Source organism: Aeromonas sp. (assembly GCF_050633025.1).
GTDB lineage: Bacteria > Pseudomonadota > Gammaproteobacteria > Enterobacterales > Aeromonadaceae > Aeromonas.
Genome location: NZ_JBODRQ010000024.1, coordinates 13,464 through 35,398 on the forward strand (window position 1 = coordinate 13,464; position 21,935 = coordinate 35,398).

At 58.0% G+C, this 21,935-nt stretch carries 22 protein-coding genes and 3 pseudogenes; 14 read left to right on the top strand and 11 right to left on the bottom strand.

Annotated elements, in window-relative coordinates; translation table 11 throughout:
• Window positions 1-52 precede the first annotated feature (52 nt).
• Window positions 53-433, bottom strand: coding sequence for a hypothetical protein (locus ACRAUW_RS05380; protein ID WP_431361464.1), 381 nt, complete (start codon window positions 431-433; stop codon window positions 53-55).
• Between the two features lie 176 nt (window positions 434-609).
• On the opposite strand from ACRAUW_RS05380, the gene ACRAUW_RS05385 reads away from it, so the two are divergent.
• Window positions 610-1,338 carry a 1-acylglycerol-3-phosphate O-acyltransferase gene (locus ACRAUW_RS05385; protein ID WP_005335875.1) on the top strand — a complete coding sequence of 243 codons (729 nt, stop codon included), beginning with the start codon at window positions 610-612 and terminating at the stop codon, window positions 1,336-1,338.
• Between the two features lie 97 nt (window positions 1,339-1,435).
• Here ACRAUW_RS05385 and dusA read toward each other — a convergent pair whose 3' ends face one another.
• Window positions 1,436-2,488, bottom strand: coding sequence for a tRNA dihydrouridine(20/20a) synthase DusA (gene dusA / locus ACRAUW_RS05390; protein ID WP_431361465.1), 1,053 nt, complete (start codon window positions 2,486-2,488; stop codon window positions 1,436-1,438).
• A 262-nt stretch (window positions 2,489-2,750) separates the two neighbouring features.
• On the opposite strand from dusA, the pseudogene ACRAUW_RS05395 reads away from it, so the two are divergent.
• Together ACRAUW_RS05395 and ACRAUW_RS05400 are read left to right on the top strand one after the other, a co-directional pair.
• A pseudogene (locus ACRAUW_RS05395) lies at window positions 2,751-2,988 on the top strand (IS66 family transposase); the annotation flags it as partial.
• Between the two features lie 19 nt (window positions 2,989-3,007).
• Window positions 3,008-3,133 (top strand): annotated as a pseudogene (locus ACRAUW_RS05400) (IS1595 family transposase); the annotation flags it as partial.
• Window positions 3,134-3,138: 5 nt separating this feature from the next.
• On the opposite strand, the gene ACRAUW_RS05405 reads toward ACRAUW_RS05400, so the two are convergent.
• Together ACRAUW_RS05405 and ACRAUW_RS05410 are read right to left on the bottom strand one after the other, a co-directional pair.
• Window positions 3,139-4,419 (bottom strand): HlyC/CorC family transporter, encoded by a 1,281-nt coding sequence (locus ACRAUW_RS05405; protein WP_431361466.1) that lies wholly within the window; start codon window positions 4,417-4,419, stop codon window positions 3,139-3,141.
• 42 nt (window positions 4,420-4,461) lie between these two features.
• A complete protein-coding gene (locus tag ACRAUW_RS05410) occupies window positions 4,462-5,250 on the bottom strand; it encodes a cytochrome C assembly family protein (RefSeq protein ID WP_431361467.1) in 789 nt (262 codons plus the stop codon).
• A gap of 202 nt (window positions 5,251-5,452) precedes the next feature.
• On the opposite strand from ACRAUW_RS05410, the gene ffh reads away from it, so the two are divergent.
• The 5 genes from ffh (at window position 5,453) to rplS (ending at window position 8,970) form a co-directional block, all read left to right on the top strand.
• On the top strand, window positions 5,453-6,829 hold the full coding sequence (gene ffh / locus ACRAUW_RS05415; protein ID WP_431361468.1) for a signal recognition particle protein: 1,377 nt from the start codon (window positions 5,453-5,455) through the stop codon (window positions 6,827-6,829).
• Window positions 6,830-7,011: 182 nt separating this feature from the next.
• On the top strand, window positions 7,012-7,260 hold the full coding sequence (gene rpsP / locus ACRAUW_RS05420; RefSeq protein WP_431361469.1) for a 30S ribosomal protein S16: 249 nt from the start codon (window positions 7,012-7,014) through the stop codon (window positions 7,258-7,260).
• Window positions 7,261-7,284: 24 nt separating this feature from the next.
• The gene (gene rimM / locus ACRAUW_RS05425) at window positions 7,285-7,806 is read left to right on the top strand and encodes a ribosome maturation factor RimM (RefSeq protein ID WP_033114063.1); all 522 of its coding nucleotides are present in this window, start codon (window positions 7,285-7,287) and stop codon (window positions 7,804-7,806) included.
• A 34-nt stretch (window positions 7,807-7,840) separates the two neighbouring features.
• Entirely contained in the window at window positions 7,841-8,587 is a 747-nt protein-coding gene (trmD, locus tag ACRAUW_RS05430; protein WP_431361470.1) for a tRNA (guanosine(37)-N1)-methyltransferase TrmD, read from the top strand.
• Between the two features lie 35 nt (window positions 8,588-8,622).
• Window positions 8,623-8,970, top strand: a complete 348-nt coding sequence (gene rplS / locus ACRAUW_RS05435) for a 50S ribosomal protein L19 (RefSeq protein ID WP_005313505.1) — start codon at window positions 8,623-8,625, stop codon at window positions 8,968-8,970.
• Between the two features lie 108 nt (window positions 8,971-9,078).
• On the opposite strand, the gene ACRAUW_RS05440 is transcribed toward rplS, so the two are convergent.
• Together ACRAUW_RS05440 and mutH are read right to left on the bottom strand one after the other, a co-directional pair.
• Window positions 9,079-9,402 (bottom strand): isoamylase early set domain-containing protein, encoded by a 324-nt coding sequence (locus tag ACRAUW_RS05440; RefSeq protein ID WP_431361471.1) that lies wholly within the window; start codon window positions 9,400-9,402, stop codon window positions 9,079-9,081.
• Window positions 9,403-9,482: 80 nt separating this feature from the next.
• Window positions 9,483-10,157: a DNA mismatch repair endonuclease MutH gene (mutH, locus tag ACRAUW_RS05445; RefSeq protein WP_431361472.1), complete on the bottom strand. Its 675-nt coding sequence runs from the start codon at window positions 10,155-10,157 to the stop codon at window positions 9,483-9,485.
• Window positions 10,158-10,890: 733 nt separating this feature from the next.
• Between mutH and rppH the strand changes: the two genes are divergently transcribed.
• The 4 genes from rppH (at window position 10,891) to thyA (ending at window position 15,398) form a co-directional block, all read left to right on the top strand.
• Window positions 10,891-11,418 carry an RNA pyrophosphohydrolase gene (gene rppH, locus ACRAUW_RS05450; protein ID WP_005357996.1) on the top strand — a complete coding sequence of 176 codons (528 nt, stop codon included), beginning with the start codon at window positions 10,891-10,893 and terminating at the stop codon, window positions 11,416-11,418.
• 14 nt (window positions 11,419-11,432) lie between these two features.
• Window positions 11,433-13,712, top strand: a complete 2,280-nt coding sequence (gene ptsP, locus ACRAUW_RS05455; RefSeq protein WP_431361473.1) for a phosphoenolpyruvate--protein phosphotransferase — start codon at window positions 11,433-11,435, stop codon at window positions 13,710-13,712.
• Between the two features lie 67 nt (window positions 13,713-13,779).
• Window positions 13,780-14,604: a prolipoprotein diacylglyceryl transferase gene (gene lgt, locus ACRAUW_RS05460; RefSeq protein WP_431361474.1), complete on the top strand. Its 825-nt coding sequence runs from the start codon at window positions 13,780-13,782 to the stop codon at window positions 14,602-14,604.
• A complete protein-coding gene (gene thyA / locus ACRAUW_RS05465) occupies window positions 14,604-15,398 on the top strand; it encodes a thymidylate synthase (RefSeq protein ID WP_431361475.1) in 795 nt (264 codons plus the stop codon). The genes lgt and thyA overlap by 1 nt, the downstream gene beginning before the upstream one ends.
• Window positions 15,399-15,581: 183 nt before the next feature.
• On the opposite strand, the gene rlmD is transcribed toward thyA, so the two are convergent.
• Window positions 15,582-16,934: a 23S rRNA (uracil(1939)-C(5))-methyltransferase RlmD gene (gene rlmD, locus ACRAUW_RS05470; protein WP_431361476.1), complete on the bottom strand. Its 1,353-nt coding sequence runs from the start codon at window positions 16,932-16,934 to the stop codon at window positions 15,582-15,584.
• 274 nt (window positions 16,935-17,208) lie between these two features.
• On the opposite strand from rlmD, the gene ACRAUW_RS05475 reads away from it, so the two are divergent.
• Complete coding sequence (locus ACRAUW_RS05475; protein ID WP_431361477.1) at window positions 17,209-18,933, top strand: proline--tRNA ligase; 1,725 nt, start codon at window positions 17,209-17,211, stop codon at window positions 18,931-18,933.
• A gap of 94 nt (window positions 18,934-19,027) precedes the next feature.
• Here the strand turns inward: ACRAUW_RS05475 and ACRAUW_RS05480 are convergent, their stop codons facing one another.
• From ACRAUW_RS05480 to ACRAUW_RS05490, 3 genes are all read right to left on the bottom strand, one after another.
• On the bottom strand, window positions 19,028-19,708 hold the full coding sequence (locus ACRAUW_RS05480) for an SDR family oxidoreductase (RefSeq protein WP_431361478.1): 681 nt from the start codon (window positions 19,706-19,708) through the stop codon (window positions 19,028-19,030).
• Between the two features lie 31 nt (window positions 19,709-19,739).
• A complete protein-coding gene (locus ACRAUW_RS05485; protein ID WP_431361479.1) occupies window positions 19,740-20,372 on the bottom strand; it encodes a TIGR04219 family outer membrane beta-barrel protein in 633 nt (210 codons plus the stop codon).
• A 95-nt stretch (window positions 20,373-20,467) separates the two neighbouring features.
• On the bottom strand, window positions 20,468-20,917 hold the full coding sequence (locus ACRAUW_RS05490; RefSeq protein WP_431361480.1) for a copper chaperone PCu(A)C: 450 nt from the start codon (window positions 20,915-20,917) through the stop codon (window positions 20,468-20,470).
• Between the two features lie 90 nt (window positions 20,918-21,007).
• Here ACRAUW_RS05490 and ACRAUW_RS05495 point away from each other — a divergent pair, with 90 nt between their 5' ends.
• Entirely contained in the window at window positions 21,008-21,757 is a 750-nt protein-coding gene (locus tag ACRAUW_RS05495) for an enoyl-CoA hydratase-related protein (protein WP_431361481.1), read from the top strand.
• Window positions 21,758-21,775: 18 nt separating this feature from the next.
• Here the strand turns inward: ACRAUW_RS05495 and ACRAUW_RS05500 are convergent.
• Window positions 21,776-21,853, bottom strand: a pseudogene (locus tag ACRAUW_RS05500) (DUF2753 family protein); the annotation flags it as partial.
• Window positions 21,854-21,935: the final 82 nt, after the last annotated feature.

The following is a 21,935-nucleotide window of genomic DNA, read 5'->3' on the forward strand; positions in this document are numbered from 1 at the left end:
CTTTTTGGTCTCGCAAAAATGAGTGACAGCTAACGAAAGAACGAAGCCGAACTCATTCCCGCCAGACGCAGAGGGTGAGGTGCAGACGCCTCTCGGGCGGCGAGATGACTCTGGGAGGGGGCAGTGGCGGTGTGTAGCGCCAAAGGGGGGCCAGCAGGGCGATCAGCACCGCCACGGCAAAGAAGAGCTGTTCGACGCAGAGCAGGGTGGCGGCGCTCAGCCACTTGCCGTTGAGCTGGCAGCTGGTGGGTTGCGGGCTGGCCGGTTTGGCATCCTCTTGTTGATCCGTTGCCGCGCCCGGAACAGGTTGTGCCTGACAGCTAAGGGCATGATCGAGCAGGGCAAGCCGGGCCAGCGGCTGGGCCGCACAATTGAGCACCAGCAGGCAGACCAGCAGCAGGAGATGTTTCGCTACCCGTTGTTGCAAAATCATGTTCGTCCCGTCCATCAAGATGGGGCCATCCTAACGACCCATGGAGGGTAGGGCAAGTCGGCGGGGTATTTCTGACCGGTGAACCACCAGGGCGGGTGGTCGGTTCTGTTTGGCGAACGCTTGTTCGCTAAATGGGGGATCAGTATACTGCGCCGAGTTAAAACTCGAGGTGTTCGATGCTCAAAATTGCCCGTGTGCTGCTGCTTGGTCTGCTGCTCATTTTCTGGTTCCTGTTCGGCCTGCTGCTCTGTCTGGTTCGTCCGCGCCATCCCAACAACGTCTATGTCTTCGCCCGCATGTATCACGCGGTCTGCCCGCTGATCGGGCTGCGAGTCAAGGTGACGGTGGCCGACGAGGTCAAATCGGTCGGCCCGGCGGTCTACGTCTGCAACCACCAGAGCAACTTCGACATCTTCACCGTGACCGGTGCAGTGCAGCCTGGCGTGGTGGCAGTGGGCAAAAAGAGCCTGCTCTGGCTGCCGCTGTTCGGCCTTATCTTCTGGCTCTCCGGCAACGTGCTGATCGACCGCTCCAACCGCTCCCGTGCCATCGGCACCATAGGTCAGGTGGTGGATCGCATCAAGAACCGCGGCACCTCCATCTGGATGTTCCCGGAAGGGACCCGCTCCCAGGGGCGTGGCCTGCTGCCATTCAAGGCGGGCGCTTTCCACACTGCGGTACAGGCTGAAGTGCCCGTGGTGCCCATCGTCTGCTCCAGCTACTTCGGTCAGGTCGACCTCAATCGCTGGGACAACGGCGAAGTGCTGGTGGAAGTGATGGCCCCGGTCTGCAGCAAGGAGCACGGTGCCAGCGGCATTCGCGATCTCTCCGACACCTGCCGCGCCCGGATGGAGGCCAAGCTGACCGAACTGGACAGCAAGCTGGGCCACAGCCACGCCGCCTGACAGATATCGCAGATGAATCGACAAGAGAGCCACGGGCTCTCTCATGAAGCGCGTCAACTGACGCGTTTTTTGTTGTTCTTACCCTGACACAGTGGGCTTATTCGGCCATCTCGCTGCTGACAAACTCCGGCACCTTGGCCATGGCGTCCAGCACCACCTGAATACCGGCGCCCGGCTTGCAGGCGTTTTCGCTCAGGTGACGACGCCAGGCGCGCGCCCCCTGCATGTTCTGGAACAGCCCCAGCATATGGCGGGTCATATGGGAGAGGTAGTTGCCCTTGGCCAGCTCCTGCTCGATATAGGGCAGCATCATCCGCACCACCTCGTGGCGGCTCGGCACGGCGTTGTTCTGGCCGAACACTTGTTTGTCCACCTGCGCCAGAATGTAGGGGTTCTGATAGGCTTCACGCCCCATCATGACGCCGTCCACGTGTTGCAGGTGCTCGAGAGTCTGCTCCATGGAGGTGACGCCGCCGTTGAGGGCGATGGTGAGCTCAGGGTAATCCTGTTTGACCCGATAGACGCGGGGATAATCGAGGGGCGGGATCTCGCGGTTCTCCTTGGGGCTCAGGCCGCTCAGCCAGGCCTTGCGGGCATGGACGATAAAGGTATCGCAACCGGCATCGCGCACCTGCTCGATAAAGGCCTGCAAAAATTCGTAGGAGTCCTGATCGTCGATGCCGATACGGGTCTTCACCGTCACCGGAATATCGACCACATCACGCATCGCCTTGACGCAGTCAGCCACCAGTGCCGGTTCACCCATCAGGCAGGCACCAAAGCGGCCATTCTGCACCCGATCGGATGGGCAGCCGACGTTGAGGTTCACCTCGTCATAACCGCGCTCCTCGGCAAGTCGGGCGCAACGGGCCAGATCGGCCGGATTGCTGCCACCCAGCTGCAGGGAGATGGGATGCTCCTGCTCGCTGTAACCCAGATAATCCCCCTTGCCGTGGATGATGGCGCCGGTGGTCACCATTTCGGTATAGAGCAAGGTCTGGCGGCTCATCAGCCGATGAAAATAACGGCAATGCCGATCAGTCCAGTCCAGCATGGGGGCAATCGAGAATGTCTGGCGGTGGGCAGGCTTGCCAGATATGGCCTCAGAGCCTGATTTAACGGGGTTTTCACTGATTTGTTTCTGAGTCATTTGCGGGTGTTTCCAGACATTTGTTGATTGAACCTGCCCCATATCTGCCCCACCATTTCATGGGGCAGGTGTACTCCACGAGGTATCTATGGCCGGCTACACAATAGAAAAACGTAAGACCAGCAAAGGCGAGTTAGGCTATCGCTGTACCGTCAGGGAACATAAAGGCGAAGAGGTAGTATACCGAGAATCCCGAACCTTTGGCAGACAGTCCGATGCCAAGAGCTGGGGAATGCAGATTGTTGCGATGAGTGATGACGATCTCCCGTTGACCAACAATGAGGCGGAGCGAGCGCTGCGCGGCTATGTGCTGTGGCGAAAAGGGATCTACGGGGTGTGTTCACACCGTGGGGGAGTTGTTTCGCCAGCGAATACTGTCCTTGGTGGAGACGGCCAAACGACTGGAGCGTTGTCCAGAGGAGTGGCTGCGCGCCGTCGTCCGTGCCTGCATCGGGAAAACGGATTACCCCATACCTGTCGAGTTGTATGCGTCAAGCCCCTGCTGGGGAACGGTTACCTACGCACTACCTGAAGAACTGCTTGGGTTGGCGCCGGATGCTGGAACGTTACGGCAATGGCGTAAATATCAAAGCGTGTTTGCATGAGGCGCTGGGGCGCCCCATGCAACACGTAATTGGGACATAGCCTTTTCAAGGTGATGGGTCCGCATCCGCACGGTAGGAAGACGGCATGATCCGCGCCATTTTGACCATGTTGTTCTCGACTTCGAGGATCTCGATGGGGTAGCCCGCCAGCCGGATCCCGATGTTGGGCTGGGGTATCTCCTCCAGATATTCGAGGATCAGACCGTTGAGGGTACGCGGGCCGTCGATGGGCAGGTGCCAGTTCATCTCCTTGTTCAGCTCACGAATATTGGCTGAGCCTTCGACCAGATAAGAACCATCTGACTGGGGATGGATCTCGTCGCTCGGCGCTGGCGTCATGGAGGTGGTGAAGTCGCCGACGATCTCTTCCAGAATGTCGTCCAGAGTGATTAGCCCCTGAATATCGCCGTATTCGTCGACGATCAGGCCAATTCGCTCCTTGTTGCGCTGGAATTTGGCCAGCTGCACGTTGAGCGGCGTGCCTTCCGGAATGAAGTAGATTTCGTCCACTTCCCGCAACAGACTCGATTTGCTGAATTGGTCCCTGGCTACCAGCCGCAGGGCATCGCGCGCGTGCAAAAAGCCGACAACGTCGTCGATATTGTCGCGATATAGCAGGATTTTTGTGTGGGCACAGTGGGCCAGCTGGCGCTGGATGCTCTTCCAGTCATCGTTGATGTCGATGGCGTAGATATCGCTGCGTGGCACCATGATGTCCTCGACCAGCATCTTGTCGAGATCCAGAATGCTCAGCAGCATCTCCTGATGACGTTGGGGGATCAGGTTACCCGCCTCATTGACTATGGTGCGCAGCTCCTCGGTGTTGAGGGAGTCATCCTTGTTGGGATTGATCTTCAGCATCTTGAGCAGGCCGCTGGTAATGCCGTTGATCATCCAGACGAAGGGCGAGAGCGGCACCATCAGCCCCTTGAGCACCCAGGAAGCAGGATAGGCGATCTTCTCCGGGAACATGGCGGCCAGGGTCTTTGGCGTCACTTCACCGAATACCAGCACCACCAGGGTCAGCCCGAAGGTGGCGATGGCGACCCCGAGATCACCAAACAGCCGGATACAGACGATGGTGGCGATGGCGGAGGCGAGGATATTGACCAGATTGTTGCCGATCAGGATCAGCCCCAGCAGGCGATCGGGGCGGGCGAGCAGTTGCTCGACGCGACGTGCGGCTTTGTGTTTGGTCTGTGCCAGATGCCGCAGCTTGTAGCGATTGATGGACATCAGGCCGGTTTCGGAACTGGAGAAAAAGGCGGAAAGAAGGATCAAGATAACGAGAACAATCAGTAATGTACTCGTTGAGATGCTGTCCAAAAAGGGCTCCTGTTGGATGGTGTTGCTAAAAGAGTATAGGTGTCAGCTCAACAGCACTTCTTTGACGAAGCGGCTGCCAAAGTAGGCCAAGGTCAGGATGAAGCTGCCAATCAGACTCAGGGTAATCACTTTACGGCCTCGCCAGCCATAGGTGTGATGGCCCCACAGCAGCAGCACGTAGACACACCATGCCAGGATGGAGAGCACCGCCTTGTGGGATTTGCCCTGGGCGAACATATCTTCGAGGAAAAAAAGGCCGGAGGCGATGGAGAGGGTCAGCAGTAGTACCCCCGCAGAGATCAGCTGGAACAGCCGTTTTTCCACTGTCATCAGTGGCGGCATGGCTGGCAGATTACTGATTTTTCTCGATTTAAGCTGCTTATCCAAACAGGCGAGCTGCAGAGCAAACAGACAGGCGATCATCAATACCGAGTAGGCCATCAGGGCGAGGCCGATGTGCAGCAACAACTGGGGATGGGCCTCCAGATGGGTTATGTAGCGACCCGGGATCAGGGCACTGGCTGCCAGCAGCAGGGCCGAGAAGCTGTAGACCACCGGCAGCAGGATCCAGCCGTTGAAGCGGCGGGTGACGCACGTCATGAAGCAACTGATGATGAGACTCACCAGCGAGGCAACGTTGAGCATGCTCAGGTTCTGGCCGGAACTCTGCAATACCTCTGAACCGAGGGCGCTGGCATGGGCGATCAGGGCCAATCCGATACAGGCGAACAGGGAGCGCTGTCCCACCGGCTTGGCGCTCAGTAACAGATGCAGAGAGGCGATGATGGCCAGCAAATAAAACGCCAGGGCCAGAACAGAGATTACGATCATAACCAGGTCGTTGATGCACAAGCTTTTGTGGGTAAGAGGGGCAGTATACCTTGCGCGCCAAATGGTCGCCAGTTGTGCAATGGCTGATCCGCCCATATATAGGGATGAAGCATCGATGAACGGCAGTGCGGCGAATAATCGTCCTCGTGGCTGCTCTGGGTTATAATGCCCCCATTTACAACGCCAAGAACCGGAATGCGTCATGTTTGAGAATTTGACTGAACGACTCTCGCGCACCTTGCGCAATGTCAGCGGCCGCGGCCGCCTGACCGAAGAGAACATCAAGGAAACCCTGCGCGAAGTCCGCATGGCGCTGCTCGAGGCGGATGTCGCCCTGCCGGTAGTGCGTGATTTCGTGGCGCGTGTCAAAGAGCGCGCAGTCGGGCAAGAAGTGGCCAAATCCCTGAGCCCGGGCCAGGCATTCATCAAGATTGTGCACGGTGAACTGGTCACCGTGATGGGGGAGGCCAACGAACAGCTCAACCTGGCTGCCCAGCCGCCCGCCATCATCCTGATGGCTGGTCTGCAGGGTGCCGGTAAGACCACCACAGTTGGCAAACTGGCCAAGCTGCTCAAAGAGCGCAGCAAGAAGAAGGTGCTGGTGGTCAGTGCAGACGTCTACCGCCCTGCGGCGATCAAGCAGCTGGAGACCCTGGCGGGCGACATCGGCGTCGACTTCTTCCCGAGCGATGCCAGCCAGAAGCCGGTTGACATCGCCACCGCCGCTATCGATCAGGCGCGCAAGAAATTCTATGACGTGGTGATCGTCGATACCGCCGGTCGTCTGCACGTTGATAGCGAGATGATGGCCGAGATCCAGGATCTGCATGCCACCATCAAGCCGGTTGAGACCCTGTTCGTGGTGGATGCCATGACAGGTCAGGATGCTGCCAACACCGCCAAGGCGTTCAACGAAGCACTGCCGCTCACCGGCGTGATCCTTACCAAGGCGGACGGCGATGCCCGTGGTGGTGCCGCACTGTCGGTACGTCACATCACCGGCAAGCCGGTCAAGTTTATCGGTATGGGCGAAAAGACCGATGCGCTTGAGCCGTTCCACCCGGATCGTCTTGCCTCCCGTATCCTCGGTATGGGCGATGTGCTCTCTCTTATCGAAGAGGTCGAACGCAACGTCGATAAAGAGAAAGCCGCCAAGCTGGCCAGCAAGGTCAAGAGCGGCAAGGGTTTCGATCTGGAAGATTTCCGCGAGCAGCTGGCCCAGATGCGTAATATGGGCGGCATGATGGGAATGCTCGACAAGCTGCCCGGCATGTCCGGGCTGCCGGATAACGTGAAAGATCAGATGGATGACAAGCTCACCGTGCGGATGGAGGCCATCATCAGCTCCATGACGCCGAAGGAGCGTGCCCATCCAGACCTCATCAAGGGCTCTCGCAAGCGCCGTATCGCAGCGGGTTCCGGCATGCAGGTGCAGGATGTGAACAAGCTGCTCAAGCAGTTCACCGAGATGCAGCGCATGATGAAGAAGATGTCCGGCAAGGGCGGCATGCGCAAAATGATGAGCCAGATGAAGAACATGCTGCCACCGGGATTTGGTGGCGGTCGCGGTCCGTTCTGATTATCCGGAGTTAGGTATTGAGCGAGGGTCTGCGAGTTGCAGGCCCTTTTCATTGCCGCCCTGCGCAAAAAATGGCTGGCTTGGTTGCAATTATTACGAATCCAAGTAGAATTATGCGGCTTATTTTAAGCTAGGGTCCGCGTGTTTGCGGGCCTTGTTCATTAGATGTTAATGAGGACGATATGGTAACCATTCGTTTACAACGTGGTGGCGCGAAAAAGCGTCCGTTCTACCAGGTAGTAGTTGCTGACAGCCGTAACGCCCGTGACGGTCGTTTCATCGAGCGCGTTGGTTTCTTCAACCCGGTTGCTTCTGGTCAGGCTGAAAAGCTGAACCTGGACCTGGCTCGTATCGAGCATTGGGTTGCTACTGGCGCCGCTGTTTCTGACCGCGTTGCCAAGCTGATCAAAGACGCTGCCAAAGCTGCTTAATCAGTCAAACGGTAAGGAGTTAAGGTGGAAAAACCTGTAGTTCTGGGCACCCTGGGTACCGTATACGGCATCAAGGGGTGGCTTAAAGTGAACTCCTTCACCGATGTTGCCGAAGCGATTTTCGATTACAACCCCTGGCTGATTAATCAGAACGGGGCGTGGCGTGAAATTCGGGTTTCATCCTGGAAACGTCACAACAAGGGTCTGATCTGCAAACTCGATGGTATCGATGTGCGCGAGGATGCCCTGGCATTGACCAATGTCGAGATTGGCGTAGCCGCCGATCTGTTGCCTGCGTTGCCCGAGGGCGAGTTCTACTGGCGTGACCTGATTGGTTGCTCCGTGGTGACCACCAAGGGATATGACCTGGGCAAGGTGACCGAATTGATGGAAACCGGCTCCAACGATGTGTTGGTGGTTGAGGCCAATGTAAAAGATGCCTTTGGTGCAAAGGAGCGGTTGATTCCGTTCCTGGAAGAGCAGGTGATCAAGAATATTGATCTGACTGCTCGAACAATCGAAGTTGATTGGGATCCTGGTTTCTAGTTTCCCGCGCTAACACGGGTGCCGGAGGTTTCTTATGTGGATTGGGGTGATTAGCCTCTTCCCTGAAATGTTCCGAGCCATTACCGAGCACGGGGTAACGGGTCGGGCCGTCAAGAGTGGCCTGCTGCAGATTGAGTGCTGGAACCCTCGGGAGTTTACCCACGATAAACACCGTACGGTCGATGATCGTCCTTATGGTGGTGGGCCCGGCATGTTAATGATGGTTCAGCCGCTGCGTGACGCGATTCATGCAGCCAAGCAAGCGGCGGGAGACGGGGCGAAAGTCATCTATCTCTCTCCTCAGGGACGCAAGCTGACTCAAGCGGGCGTAACCGAGTTGGCGACGAATCAGAAACTGATTCTGGTCGCCGGTCGATACGAAGGTATCGATGAACGCGTGATACAAACCGAAGTCGACGAAGAGTGGTCTATCGGGGATTACGTGTTAAGTGGTGGCGAGTTGCCTGCCATGACCCTGATCGATGCGGTTTCGCGTCTGGTTCCTGGTGTCTTGGGTGATCAGGCCAGTGCCGAGCAAGACTCCTTTACGGATGGCTTGCTGGATCATCCCCACTATACTCGGCCGGAGGTGTTGGATGGGCTGACGGTGCCCGAGGCGCTGACAAGCGGCAATCACGAAGTGATTCGGCGCTGGCGTCTCAAGCAATCGCTCGGACGAACCTGGCAAAGAAGGCCGGAACTTATTAACAACCTAGCTCTGACTGACGAGCAAGAGTCACTTCTTGCCGAGTATGTCCGCGAAGTGCGTGACAGCGTTTAGTAGAGTTTTCAGTTTATCCTAGGTAAGGAAAGACAATGAGCAAGATTATTCAGCAGCTTGAACAAGAGCAACTGCGTACCGACATCCCGGCTTTTGCCCAGGGCGACACTGTACGTGTTCAAGTTCGTGTTAAAGAAGGTGGTAAAGAGCGTCTGCAGGCTTTCGAAGGCATCGTTATTGCCAAGCGTAACCGCGGTCTGCACTCTGCTTTCACCGTTCGCAAGATCTCCAACGGCGAAGGTGTTGAGCGTGTATTCCAGACTCACTCTCCGCTGATCCACAGTGTAGAACTGAAGCGTCGTGGTGATGTTCGCCGCGCCAAACTGTACTACCTGCGCAACCTGTCCGGCAAAGCTGCTCGTATCAAAGAGAAGCTCAACTAATTCGATTTGAATTGGTGTCGGTATGTCGGCAAATAGCTCGACAGGTAGTGAAAAGGCTCGCCAATGGCGAGCCTTTTTTGTATCCGTCTATTGGCTATCTGGATGCCGTTACTGGATGACCCGAACTACCGAGTTGTCTCGCCCGAAGGGGCTTGGCACATAGTCATCCGCTGCCCAGTCATTCTCATAGAGGGTTTCCCCTGCCGGTGTAATGAACTGGTAGCAATATTCGAAGTACCCCGGGCCATCGGTCGGCAGATTGAGAGTGGCTTTGAACTCGCCGCTCTTCATGCGTTTCAGCTCGACCGGTTGCCATTGAGTGAACTCGCCGATCAGCATCACTTGCTCCGCCCCTGCGGCGGCTTCCTTCTCTACGGCGAAGGTCACCTTCACCTCGGGTTTGGACTTGAGAAACTGCTTGGTAAGTGGCATGACGCCTCCTTGTCTGTGAGTTAAAAATGGCTCCTGCCTGTTTTTATACCACTTTATGATAAAGATGTTGATAATGCAGTTCAGACTGGCAAGGCAAAATAGCGTTGCAGCAAGCTGTGGGTGAATTCAGTCTTGAGATAGAAGCCGCGGGGCAAGGTCATGATGGGTTGACCATCGCGGCCGATGGCACGAGTCAGCGCCTTGTTGTTGGCAGCCTTGGGCCGCAGTTGCATCACCTGGCCGTGGCGCGCGCTGATCTGCTCCACTTCCCCCAGCACTATCATGTCCATCAACTCCTCCCAGTCCTGACGCAGTAGCCGATCTTCCTCTTCATTCGGGCTCCACATCAGTGGCATGCCGACTCGCCGCTCGCCAACCGGGATCTCACGACTGCCTTCCACTGGGATCCAGAGTACCCGGGAAAGCTTGTTGCGCACGTTTGACTCCTCCCAGCGCTGGCCGCTGACGCCGATCAGCGGGGCAACGCAGACGAAGGTGGTCTCCAGCGGTTTGCCTTGAGGATCCACGGGGATCGTCTTGAGTTCGATCCCCAGTTCCGGGAAGTCCTGCTCTGGCTTGCTCCCGGCGCTGGCCCCCAGTTGCAGCTCGATCAACTGACCGACCCACCCCTTGTCACGGCGCAGGTCTTTGGGCACAGCGACGCCAGCCTCGGCGGCCAGCTGCGCCAGCGTGAAGCCTGCCATGGCATAGGCGCGGCTCAATAACTCCTGCTCGGATTGGGGATTGCTTGGCATAGTTGGCTCCATCTTGCTCGCCATATTCTAACAGGGGAGGATCCCGAGAAGGATCGCTGTTTTTATAACCGATCCTGAGTGGATAAGATCAAATGCAGAGAATTTGGGGGCTATCAGCTCATCGTGATGATTTTAAAGGGTTTTGTCTGTTTTATCGAGCAGTAAACCAGGTCTGGTTTGACCTCGAAATAGTTGTCCAAGGGTTTGTGCATGATGTTACACACAGTTATCCACAGAAATCTTGGATAAGTGGATGAAAGTGGCTGGAGTCGCTGATATGTTACAAAAAATTGTGAATGCCACCCCATTTTTACAGGGTAAACGGGGTAGATATTGTGCCACTCCTGTGGATAATTTCGCCGCGGTGGATCTTTGAGCAGTTGAACTTGTTCACAATCAGGATCATGGATCTGGCTCTTGGTGGAACATGGATCTAGATCCAGTTATTTTATCTCAAGCTTATAAAAAATAATGATTTTTTATATTTTATGTCGCGTGGTGATACGGAGAGGTACTTTTCGCGTACAGTTAAAAAGTACTGTATATACCCGTTTGCTAACAGCTTTATGCACAGCCTGGGTGGGCAACTTGGGGGCGCGGATCCTTGGATTTGTTTATAAGTATGTTTGAAATTGAAAGTTATTCATGAAACAGGGGATTCACTCCTTGTTTGCTGCCACGGAGTGAATGTGGAACAATCTCCTTATAGATTCAGCCTTTATAAGGTGATCACGTGATTGATGGCGACGGATTTCGTCCCAATGTCGGTATCGTGATCTGTAACCGTGAAGGACAAGTGTTGTGGGCTAAACGCTATGGGCAGCACTCCTGGCAGTTTCCGCAGGGGGGGGTTGATGATGGTGAAACGCCAGAGCAGGCCATGTATCGAGAGCTTTATGAGGAGATTGGCCTCAAGCCCGAAGATGTGACCATCATGGCCACCAGTCGTAACTGGCTAAAGTACCGTTTACCCAAACGTCTTGTCCGCTGGGACAGTTCACCGGTCTGTATTGGCCAAAAACAAAAATGGTTCCTGTTACAGCTGAATTCGGGCAAGGAGTCGCGGATCCAGTTCGGCTGTCATGGCCATCCCGAATTTGACGACTGGCGTTGGGTCAGCTTCTGGTACCCAGTGCGTCAGGTCGTCTCGTTCAAGCGGGAGGTTTACCGCCGGGTCATGAAAGAGTTTGCCCCGCTGGCGATGCCAGTGCCGGTAGTGCAGGTCAACAAGAAGGATGGGCGGCGCAACCGCGCCCGTTAAGGAGCACAGATTAGTTGTTAACGGAACTGAGACGTATCGTCGAGAGCATGGCCGAGGCCAACACCCTCGAGCAGGCCTTGCAAGCATTGGTGAGCCAAACCCGGCACGCCATGGCAGTGGACTGCTGCTCCGTCTATGTCTCGGAACCCGAGGTGCGTCGCTATCGCTTGGCGGCTACCGACGGCTTGGCCCCGTCCGCGGTCGGCAAGGTGACTTTGCCCTACGAGCAGGGTATCGTTGGTCTGGTGGGTCAGCGAGAAGAGCTGATCAACCTGGCTGATGCCCCCTCGCACCCCAGTTTCAAATTCCTGCCCGATGTCGCCGAAGAGGCATTCCGCTCCTTCCTCGGCGCCCCCATCATGCACCAGCGTCAGGTGGTCGGCATCCTGGTGGTGCAACAAAAAGAGAGTCGCCGCTTCGACGAGGGGGAGGAGTCCTTCATGGTCACCCTGGCGGCCCAGCTGGCGGCGCGGATCGCCCAGGCGCAAGCCAAGGGGTGGTTGCAGAAGACCGACTGGAGCAAGCCGTTGCGCGGTATTGCCGGTGCCAGCGGCATCGCCATGGCCAAGGCCTGGGTGTGGCGACCGCGCAAGGCGCTCTCGTCTATCACCCCGCGTAAGGATGAAGATCACGCCGGTCAGCTGGAACGGCTGGAGCTGGCGGTAGAAGAGGTTCGCCACGATCTGGAGAGCCTGGCGCTGCGTTTTCGCGAGAGCTACAGCGAAGATTCGGTCGCCATTTTTGACATCTATCTCCATCTGCTCGCCGATCCCGGCTACATCAAGCCTATCCGCAACAAGGTGAGCAAGGAGCACTGGACCGCGGTCTCCGCCGTCAAACTGGTCAGCGATCGCCTCATCGAGCAGTTCAAGGGGATGAAGGATCCCTATCTGCAGGAGCGCTCCACCGATGTGAAGGATATCGCCCAGCGCCTCATCAGTCGTCTGGTACAAAACGAGCCGGAACATATCTCCATCGGTGAGCCGGTGGTGCTGGTCGCCGACGAGGTGACGGCCACCATTCTGGCAGAAGTGCCTCGGGAGTATCTGACCGGGGTAGTCTCGCTCAAGGGGGGCACCAACTCCCACGCGGCCATTCTGGCCCGCGCCATGGGAGTGGCCGCCATCATGGGGGTGGATCTGCCGCTCGGAGATATCGGTGGCCGCATGCTGGTCGTCGATGGCTACAGCGGCGATCTCTTCATCGAACCCAATCAGGTGATCCTGACCGAGTATCGCCAACTGCTGAGCGAAGAGCGGGCGCTCGACAGTCTGGTGCGTAGCGTTGACAACCAGCCTTCGGAGACGGCGGACGGCACCAAGGTTTCCCTGCTGCTCAACGCCGGTCTCAGCGCCGATACCGAGATTTCGCTCAATCAGTTGGCAGACGGGGTGGGTCTCTATCGCACCGAGATCCCCTTCATGTTGCAGGAGAGCTTCCCCTCCGAGTGGGAGCAGACTGCCCGTTATCGCAGCATTCTCGAGACCTATCGCAATCGACCGGTCTGCATGCGGACGCTGGATGTAGGCGGCGACAAGCCGTTACCCTATTTCCCCATCGTCGAGGAAAATCCCTTCCTTGGCTGGCGGGGGATCCGGATCACCCTGGATCACCCCGAACTGTTTCTGGTGCAGCTCAAGGCGATGCTGCGGGCCAGCGAAGGGCTGGACAATCTGGCCATCATGCTGCCGATGATCAGCAGCGTCAGCGAAATCAAAGCCTCCCGTCGTCTGCTGGATCAGGCGTGGCGAGAGGTGTCGGAAGAGGCGGCAAGCCGCGATGCGGTGATCCGCTACCCCAGCCTTGGGGTGATGATCGAGGTGCCCTCAGCCCTCTTTATCTTGCCGGAGATGGCGCCGCTCATCGACTTCTGGTCGGTGGGCAGTAACGACCTGACCCAGTACCTGCTGGCGGTGGATCGCAACAACTCCCGGGTTGCCAACATCTACGATGCCTTCCATCCTGCGGTGATCCGCGCCCTGCAACAGCTGGTTGATGCTTCCCACCGCTACCAGAAGCCGGTGTCGGTCTGCGGCGAGCTGGCCGGCGATCCGGTCGGTGTGCTGCTGCTGCTGGCTATGGGATATCGCCGCTTCAGTATGAACACCCACAACATCGCCCGGATCAAGTACGTGCTGCGCCAATCCACCCTGAGCGAGTTGACCGAACTGTTGGCCGATGGTCTCAAACATGACAATCCCCACGTGCTGCGCGGTCTGTTTGCCCGCTATCTGGAGGAGCATGGTTTGGGCGGTTTGCTGCGAGCTGGTCATAAATCGAAACAGTGTAATTGATAATCATGCCTTGTCCCTGCTGACGAATGATCGGAAAATGCGGCTTTTATTTTGACTGGGGCCGCATATGCAGCACGATGGATATTGGGTTTTCTCGCAGATTGATCCCGTAGCATTCAGTTTGGGACCACTATCGGTACGCTGGTATGGTCTCATGTACCTGTTCGGTTTTGCGTTTGCCATGTGGCTGGCTGGCCGTCGCGCCGATGCACCGAACAGCGGCTGGACCCGCAACGAGGTGTCTGATCTGCTGTTCTACGGTTTCCTCGGGGTGATCCTCGGTGGCCGGGTCGGTTACGTGCTGTTCTACAACTTCGATCTCTTCCTCGCGGATCCCACCTATCTGTTCAAGATCTGGACCGGGGGTATGTCGTTCCACGGCGGTCTGATCGGGGTGATCACTGCCATGATCTGGTTTGCCCACAAGACCAGACGCCACTTCTTCACCGTGGCCGACTTTGTGGCACCGCTCATTCCGTTTGGCCTCGGCGTCGGCCGCATTGGCAACTTCCTCAACGGTGAGTTGTGGGGCCGGATCACAGATGTGCCCTGGGCCATCATCTTCCCCGAGGCAGGCCCCGAGCCGCGTCATCCCTCCCAGCTCTACCAGTTCGCACTGGAAGGGGTGGTGCTGTTCATCATCCTGAACCTGTTCTGGCGCAAGAACCCGCCGCGTGGCGCCATCTCCGGCATGTTCCTGCTGTTCTACGGCCTGTTCCGCTTCCTGGTGGAGTTTGTCCGCCAGCCAGATAGCCAGCTGGGTCTCTATTTCAACGAGATTAGCATGGGCCAGATCCTCTCCACCCCGATGATCCTCATCGGTGCCCTGATGATCTGGGTTGCCTACAAGCGCCCGCAGCTGTTCGGTAATGCTGTCAAGGAGGCGAAATAATGCGAGCTTATCTCGACCTGATGCAGAAGATCCTCGATGAGGGCACCGTCAAGTCAGACCGTACCGGCACCGGTACTGTCTCCCTGTTCGGCCATCAGATGCGCTTCAATCTGGCGGAAGGTTTCCCGCTGGTCACCACCAAAAAGTGCCACCTGCGCTCCATCATTCATGAGCTGCTCTGGTTCCTTAACGGTGACACCAATACCGCTTATCTGAAAGAGAACGGCGTCAGCATCTGGGATGAGTGGGCCGACGAAAATGGCGATTTGGGGCCGGTTTATGGCGCCCAGTGGCGCTCCTGGCCGACCGCCGATGGTGGCGTGGTGGATCAGATCCAGAAAGCGGTGGATGACATCAAGCACAACCCGGATTCACGCCGCATCATCGTCTCAGCCTGGAACGTGGGCGAGCTGGACAAGATGGCGCTGGCCCCTTGCCACGCCTTCTTCCAGTTCTATGTGGCGGACGGCAAGCTCTCCTGTCAGCTCTATCAGCGCAGTTGTGACGTCTTCCTCGGCCTGCCGTTCAACATCGCCAGCTACGCCCTGTTGACCCATATGATGGCCCAGCAGTGCAATCTCGAAGTGGGTGACTTCGTCTGGACCGGGGGTGATGTGCACCTCTACTCCAACCACATGGAGCAGACAGCCCTGCAGCTCTCCCGCGAACCGCGCCCGCTGCCTACCCTGGTGATCAAGCGCAAGCCTGATTCCATCTTCAATTACCAGTTCGAGGATTTCGAGATCCTGGGTTACGACCCCCATCCCGGCATCAAGGCCCCCGTTGCCATCTGATAGCAAGGCGCCTCAGGGCGCCTGATGGTATCGATATGTGCCTTGGTAAGGCCGCCAGAATGAGAATGCAATTATGGGTGATGGGTCAATAAGGCCCTAGTGGTAACCCAGGTCACCGTTGATGGTTACCCAAAAAAAACGACGCCGTGGGCGTCGTTTTTTTATGAGCAAAAGTCAGGCGACTTATGCCTTGGCTGGCAGGCTCAAGCGGGCAACCGCTTCCACATGCATGGAATGCGGGAACATATCGACCGGTTGCACTTCGTCCAGCACGAAGCCCTGCTTGACCAGCCAGGCAAGGTCGCGGGCCAGGGTCTGCGGGTTGCAGGAGACATAGACCAGACGACGGGGCGCCATGGCGACAAGGGTCTGCAATACGGCCTTGTCACAGCCTTTGCGCGGCGGGTCCATTACCACCACGTCAGCGGTCACGCCCTCTGCGTGCAGCTCGGGCATCAGCTGCTCCGCCTTGCCGACGTGGAATTCGGTGTGCTCGATGCCGTTGAGGGCGGCGTTGCGACGGGCATCGCTGATGGCGCTCTCCACCGACTCGATCCCGACGACCTTGGCGGCCTTGCCAGCCAGGAACAGGGAGATGGTGCCGATACCACAATAGATGTCGAACACAGTCTCATTACCGGTCAGCTCGGCATACTCGAGGGCACTGGAGTAGAGCACATCGGTCTGGGCCGGGTTGTTCTGGAAGAAGGAGAGCGGCGAGATCTCGAACTCGAGTTCGTGGATCTTGTCGCGGATCACCCCTTCGCCGAGCAGCACCCGGTTGGTCGCGCCCAGAATGCGGTTGGTGCGCTCATCGTTGATGTTCTGCACCAGGGTAGTGATCGGCAGATCGCTCAGAGCAGCCAACAGTTCGGCTTCGAACGGCAGCTCCTCACCCAAAGTGACCAGCACCACCATCAGCTCGCCGCTCTTGAAGCCCTTGCGGGTCATCAGGTTGCGCACGCAGCCGCTGTGGTTCACTTCGTCATAGGCTTTGATCTCGTGCGCGCGCATCCAGTTGCGCACCCGGGCATTCAGCTCGATGTGCAGCGAGTCTTGCACCGCGCAGTCATCGGCAGTGATGAGATCGTGGGAGTGCTTGCGATAAAAACCGATCTCGGCACCGGCGTCACAACCGCGCACCGCGTACTGCGCCTTGTTGCGATAGGCGAACGGGCTCTCCATGCCAAGGATATCCTTGACCGGGGTGTCACCCAGCCCGACCTGTTCCAGTGCGCTCTGCACCAGTGCCTGCTTGAGCTTGAGCTGGGCCGGATAGGCCAGCGGACGCACCTGACAGCCACCACACTCGGTGTTGGGGCAGAAATCGGCAACCCGATCGGCAGAGGGCTGGAGCAGCTCGGTGACCTTGCCGTGCAGATAGTTCGGCTTGACCTCGGTCAGCTCCACCAGCGCCTGCTCACCGGGCAGCAGACCTTCGACAAACAGGGGGCGATCGAACAGGCGTCCTTTGCCATCTCCTTTGTCGGTCAGTTCCAGGATCTCGATCTGGTGTTGATGTCCCACTAACGGCATGAGCGGCTCCAAAAGTACTAAAAATGGGGGGTGATGAACGCGGCAGAGCCATGCCCATCGAGAAAAGGTGGCAGAGTTTAGCGGAGATCCGGCCAAATTGCAGGCATAAAAAGCCTGCTTGTTGCAATGGTCATTGCCCCTGGCCATCTGCCGGGCGTTGCCACCTTTCGGGTTGCGGCAAATTTAGCCCTTGGGCCATAACGCCCAGCCTGTTAAAATTCCGCCCTTGAAATTATCCTGGGCCCCGCGCCCGTTCTAGCTAAGGTCTACCGCGATGCGTACCAGCCAATATCTGCTTTCCACTCTCAAGGAAACCCCCTCCGACGCTGAAGTTGTCAGCCACCAGCTGATGCTGCGCGCCGGGATGATCCGTAAACTGGCCTCCGGCATGTATGCCTGGTTGCCAACCGGTCTGCGGGTACTGAAGAAAATCGAGAACATTGTTCGCGAAGAGATGAACAATGCTGGTGCCGTCGAAGTCTCCATGCCAGTGGTGCAACCCGCCGAGCTGTGGCAGGAGTCCGGCCGCTGGGATGACTACGGTCCCGAGCTGTGCCGTCTGACCGACCGCCACAACCGTCCCTTCGTGCTGGGCCCGACCCACGAAGAGGTGATCACTGCGCTGGTACGTTACGAAGTGAACAGCTACAAGCAGCTGCCGCTCAACCTCTACCAGATCCAGACCAAGTTCCGCGACGAAGTGCGACCCCGTTTCGGCGTGATGCGTGGCCGCGAATTCCTGATGAAGGATGCCTACTCCTTCCACATCGACAAAGAGTCTCTGGTCGATACCTACGAGAAGATGCACGCCGCCTACTGCAAGGCGTTCACCCGCATGGGTCTGAACTTCCGTCCGGTGCAGGCCGATACCGGCTCCATCGGTGGTACCGGCTCCCACGAATTCCAGGTGCTGGCCGAGAGCGGTGAAGACTTGATCGCCTTCTCCGATACATCAGATTACGCCGCCAACATCGAGATGGCCGAAGCGCTGGCACCGGCTGGTGAGCGCGCTGCCGCCACCGCAGCCCTGACCAAGGTTGCCACCCCGAACGTCCACACCATCGACGAAGTGGCTGCCTTCCTGAACGTGGCTCCGACCGCCATCGCCAAGACCCTGCTGGTACTGGCAGAGGAAGATGAGCACGGCAAGCAGGCCGTCATCGCGCTGGTACTGCGTGGCGACCACGAACTGAACGAGATCAAGGCCGAGAAACTGGCTGGCGTGGCCAACCCGCTGACCTTCGCCAACGACGAGCAGATTAAAGCAGCCGCCGGTTGCGATGCCGGTTCCATCGGTCCGGTCGACTTTGCCGGTCGCATCATCGTCGATCGCAGCGCCGCCCATCTGGCGGACTTCGTCTGCGGCGCCAACGAGACCGGCTTCCACCTGACCGGTGCCAACTGGGATCGCGACATCGCTACCTACGAAGTTGCCGACCTGCGCAACGTGGTGGAAGGCGACCCGAGCCCGTGCGGCCAGGGCAAGCTGCAACTCAAGCGCGGTATCGAAGTGGGCCACATCTTCCAGCTGGGTACCAAGTACTCCGAAGCGATGAAGGCGAGCGTGCTGAACGAAGGCGGCAAGTCCGTCACCATGGAGATGGGTTGCTACGGTATCGGGGTTTCCCGTCTGGTGGCCGCCGCCATCGAGCAGAACAACGACCAGTACGGCATCATCTGGCCGGACGCCATCGCCCCGTTCGAAGTGGCCATAGTGCCAATGAACATGCACAAATCCGAGCGCGTGGCCGAGCAGGCACAGCAGTTCTACGCCGAGCTGAAAGCGGCGGGTGTGGACGTGCTGTTCGACGACCGTAAAGAGCGCCCGGGCGTGATGTTCGCCGACATGGAGCTGCTGGGTATCCCGCACGCCATCGTCATCGGCGATCGCGGTCTGGACAACGGCGTGGTGGAGTACAAGTGCCGCCGCACCGGCGAGAAGCAGGAAGTGGCCATCAGCGGCATCATCACCATGCTCAAGGCCAAGCTGGGCCGTTAATTCCGCCCCCTTGCCTGAATAGAAAAGCGCGCCGTTTGGCGCGCTTTTTGTTTCTGCGTTCTCTGACGACGGCAACTGGATGGCGGGCTTCGCCTCAGGGATTGCGACCGATAAAGAGATCGGTCACGTGGCAGCTGCTTCTGGCTTCCAGTGCGTCGAGCATATAGGCCGCCGCATCTTCCGGGGTCATAAAACCGCTCGGGTCAACATGATCCGAGTTGTCCCAGAATTCGCTGCGGATCCCGCTCGGGTAGAGGTTGACCAGCCGCAGCGGCGAGCCTTTCAGCTCGGCGCGCAACGACTCCAGAAAGCCGCGCATCCCCCATTTGGAGGCGCAATAGAGGCTCTCGTTGGCCTTGCCCACCTGAGCGGCGGAGGAGAGCACATTGGCCAGCACCCCGCCTTTCTCGCCGATGAGCCGTACCGTCTGCTGAGCCACCAGAATGGTGGAGACGAGATTGCTCTCCACTACCCGGCGGATCTGCTCCGCGGTGTAAACACCGACCGGGCCAAACTCGCCCACGCCGGCACAGTGCAGCACCAGCTCGGGTAGGCCACCCCACTCCACCGCTGCAGCGAAGGCGACGTCGACCTCTTCATGGTGCGCCAGATCGGCGGCAATACCGATCACCGCGTTACCGAGCAGTTGTTCCTGCTCCTGCAGTCGCTGATAACGGCGCCCCATCATGGAGACCTGATGGCCCCGCTCAACCAGTCCGATGGTCAGCGCCCGGCCCAGACCGGAACCGGCACCTGTCACTATGATGTGGCCCATTATCGCTCCTCGTCGTCAGTTGACGGTCAGATTAGAAAGTGAATTCGCCGCCCATGAACCAGCCGTCGACAGACTGATCGATATTGTCGAAATCGACTTTGGCTTCACGCCAGCCGGCACGCAGCTTGATCGGCATGGAGGAGAACTTGTAGGAACCACCCAGACGGTAGTCATAGTTGTCCGCATCGTGAGTGCGCAGATCGCCGAAGAAGGCGATGCCGGTGCCCGGGATCTTCACTTCGCTGCCGGCATAGGCCATCAGGGTATCTTCGTCATAACCCTTGCGACCGGAGTAGACCTGCTCGCCATCGTAGTGACGACCGGTCATACCCAGATCGATCTTGAACAGATCGTTGTTGAACAGACGATAGTAGAGGCTCAGATCGTAGGCGGTCAGATCGTTCTTGAAGTTGCCGCCGGAGGTGCTGAAATCGGAGACTTCAAACTTGGCGTTCGGCAGGAAGATGATGCCGTGTTCCAGTTGCAGATAGCCGTTCCAGTTGTAGCTGTCGTCATAGCTGCCATCAGCACTGGTGCCATAAGCCTGACCACTGCCCTTGGCGGCCCATACGTCAGCACCGGCGGCGAAACGCCAGTCGTCAGCGGCCATGGCACTCTGGCTGCACAGTGCCAGTACAAAGCCGGCAATCAGCGTCTTTTTCATTACGTCACTTCCTCTTGTATACATGGAAAAGAGCACTATTTTACCCGGTGCAGCCAAAATACCCAGCGTCAATCCTGAACAAACGACGACAAATGTCAGTGCTTCATATGCTTCATCTCGGCCATCGGCTCAATCGGCTTCACCGGCAGTGACAGATCCAGCTTCTGGCCATCATCCATGGTGAGGGTGAGCGGGAAAGGAGTCTGCTCGGAGAGCGTGCCCACCTCGAACAGCATGATGTGCAGGCTGCCCGGTTTCAGCACCGCTTCGCCCTTGGCCGGGATCTCGATATTCTCGACCTGACGCATCTTCATCACGCCATTTTCGTGCAGGTGAGTGTGCAGCTCGGCACGCCCGGCCGCAGCTGAAGCAGCCGCCACCAGCTTGACCGGCTTGTCGGCGTCATTCTTGAGCACCATAAAGGCGGCAGTGTTGGGGGAGCCCGGCGGCAACAGGCGCACATAGCCGTCGACAACCTCGACCTTCGCCAGTGCCGGCGCCGTCATACCCAGAACCAGCAGAGAATAAAACGCACGTTTAAACATGGTTGAAATCCTTTTATGATGTTGTTAAACGGCCCCAAGGTTACCCCAGCGGCAACCTTTTTTGCACCTTTCAATAACAAGGATTTAGACATGGCCCCCATTCTCATCGCCGAGCAGCAGGATGGCTTGCTCACCCTGACCCTCAACCGCCCCGACAAGCGCAACGCCCTCAATACCGAGCTCTATAAGCAACTGGTGGCAGCGCTGCGAGAGGCGGCAGCCGATGAGGAGGTGCATGTCCTGCTGCTGCAGGGGCAGCAGGATTGCTTTACCGCGGGCAATGATCTGGCCGACTTTATGGGCAAGAGCTCGCTGGAGCCCGACGACCCCATACTGCAGTTCCTCCACACTCTGGCCGATTTCCCCAAACCCGTGATCGCCGCCGTTGCAGGCCCGGCAGTGGGGATTGGCACCACCATTCTGCTGCACTGCGATCTGGTCTATCTGGGGGATAACGCCCGCTTGCAGCTTCCTTTCGTCGAGTTGGGACTGGTGCCGGAGTTCGCCTCCAGCCTGCTGCTGCCACGTCTGGTGGGGCACCTCAAGGCGGCCGAGCTGTTGCTGCTGGCCGAGGCGATTGATGCCGAAGAGGCGCTGCGGCTCGGGCTGGCCAACAAGGTGGTGGCGGCCGATGGATTGCTCCCCTTTGCCCGCGAGCAGGGACTGAAGCTGGCGGCCAAACCGCCCAGAGCGCTGCAAAAGAGCAAGGCGCTGCTGAAACAGGAGCTTAAACAGGCGGTGCACTTTGTCATCGATCTGGAGGCGCGCGCCTTCGCTCAGGCACTGCAAGGGGAAGAGGCGCAACAGCGCATCGCCCAGAAACTCAAACGGCGGGGCTGAGCTGCAGCTCAACGCCTGTCAGTTGAGACGAAAACGGCCGATCAGTTCACAGCCCTGCACCTTGTCCAGCAGCTGGATCAGTTTGACTATTTCGGGGGGAAGTGATGCTGAGAACAGGGCGATCCCGGGGTCGCCCTCTTTTATCTCCGGCATGCTCTGGATGCCGTCATCGCACATC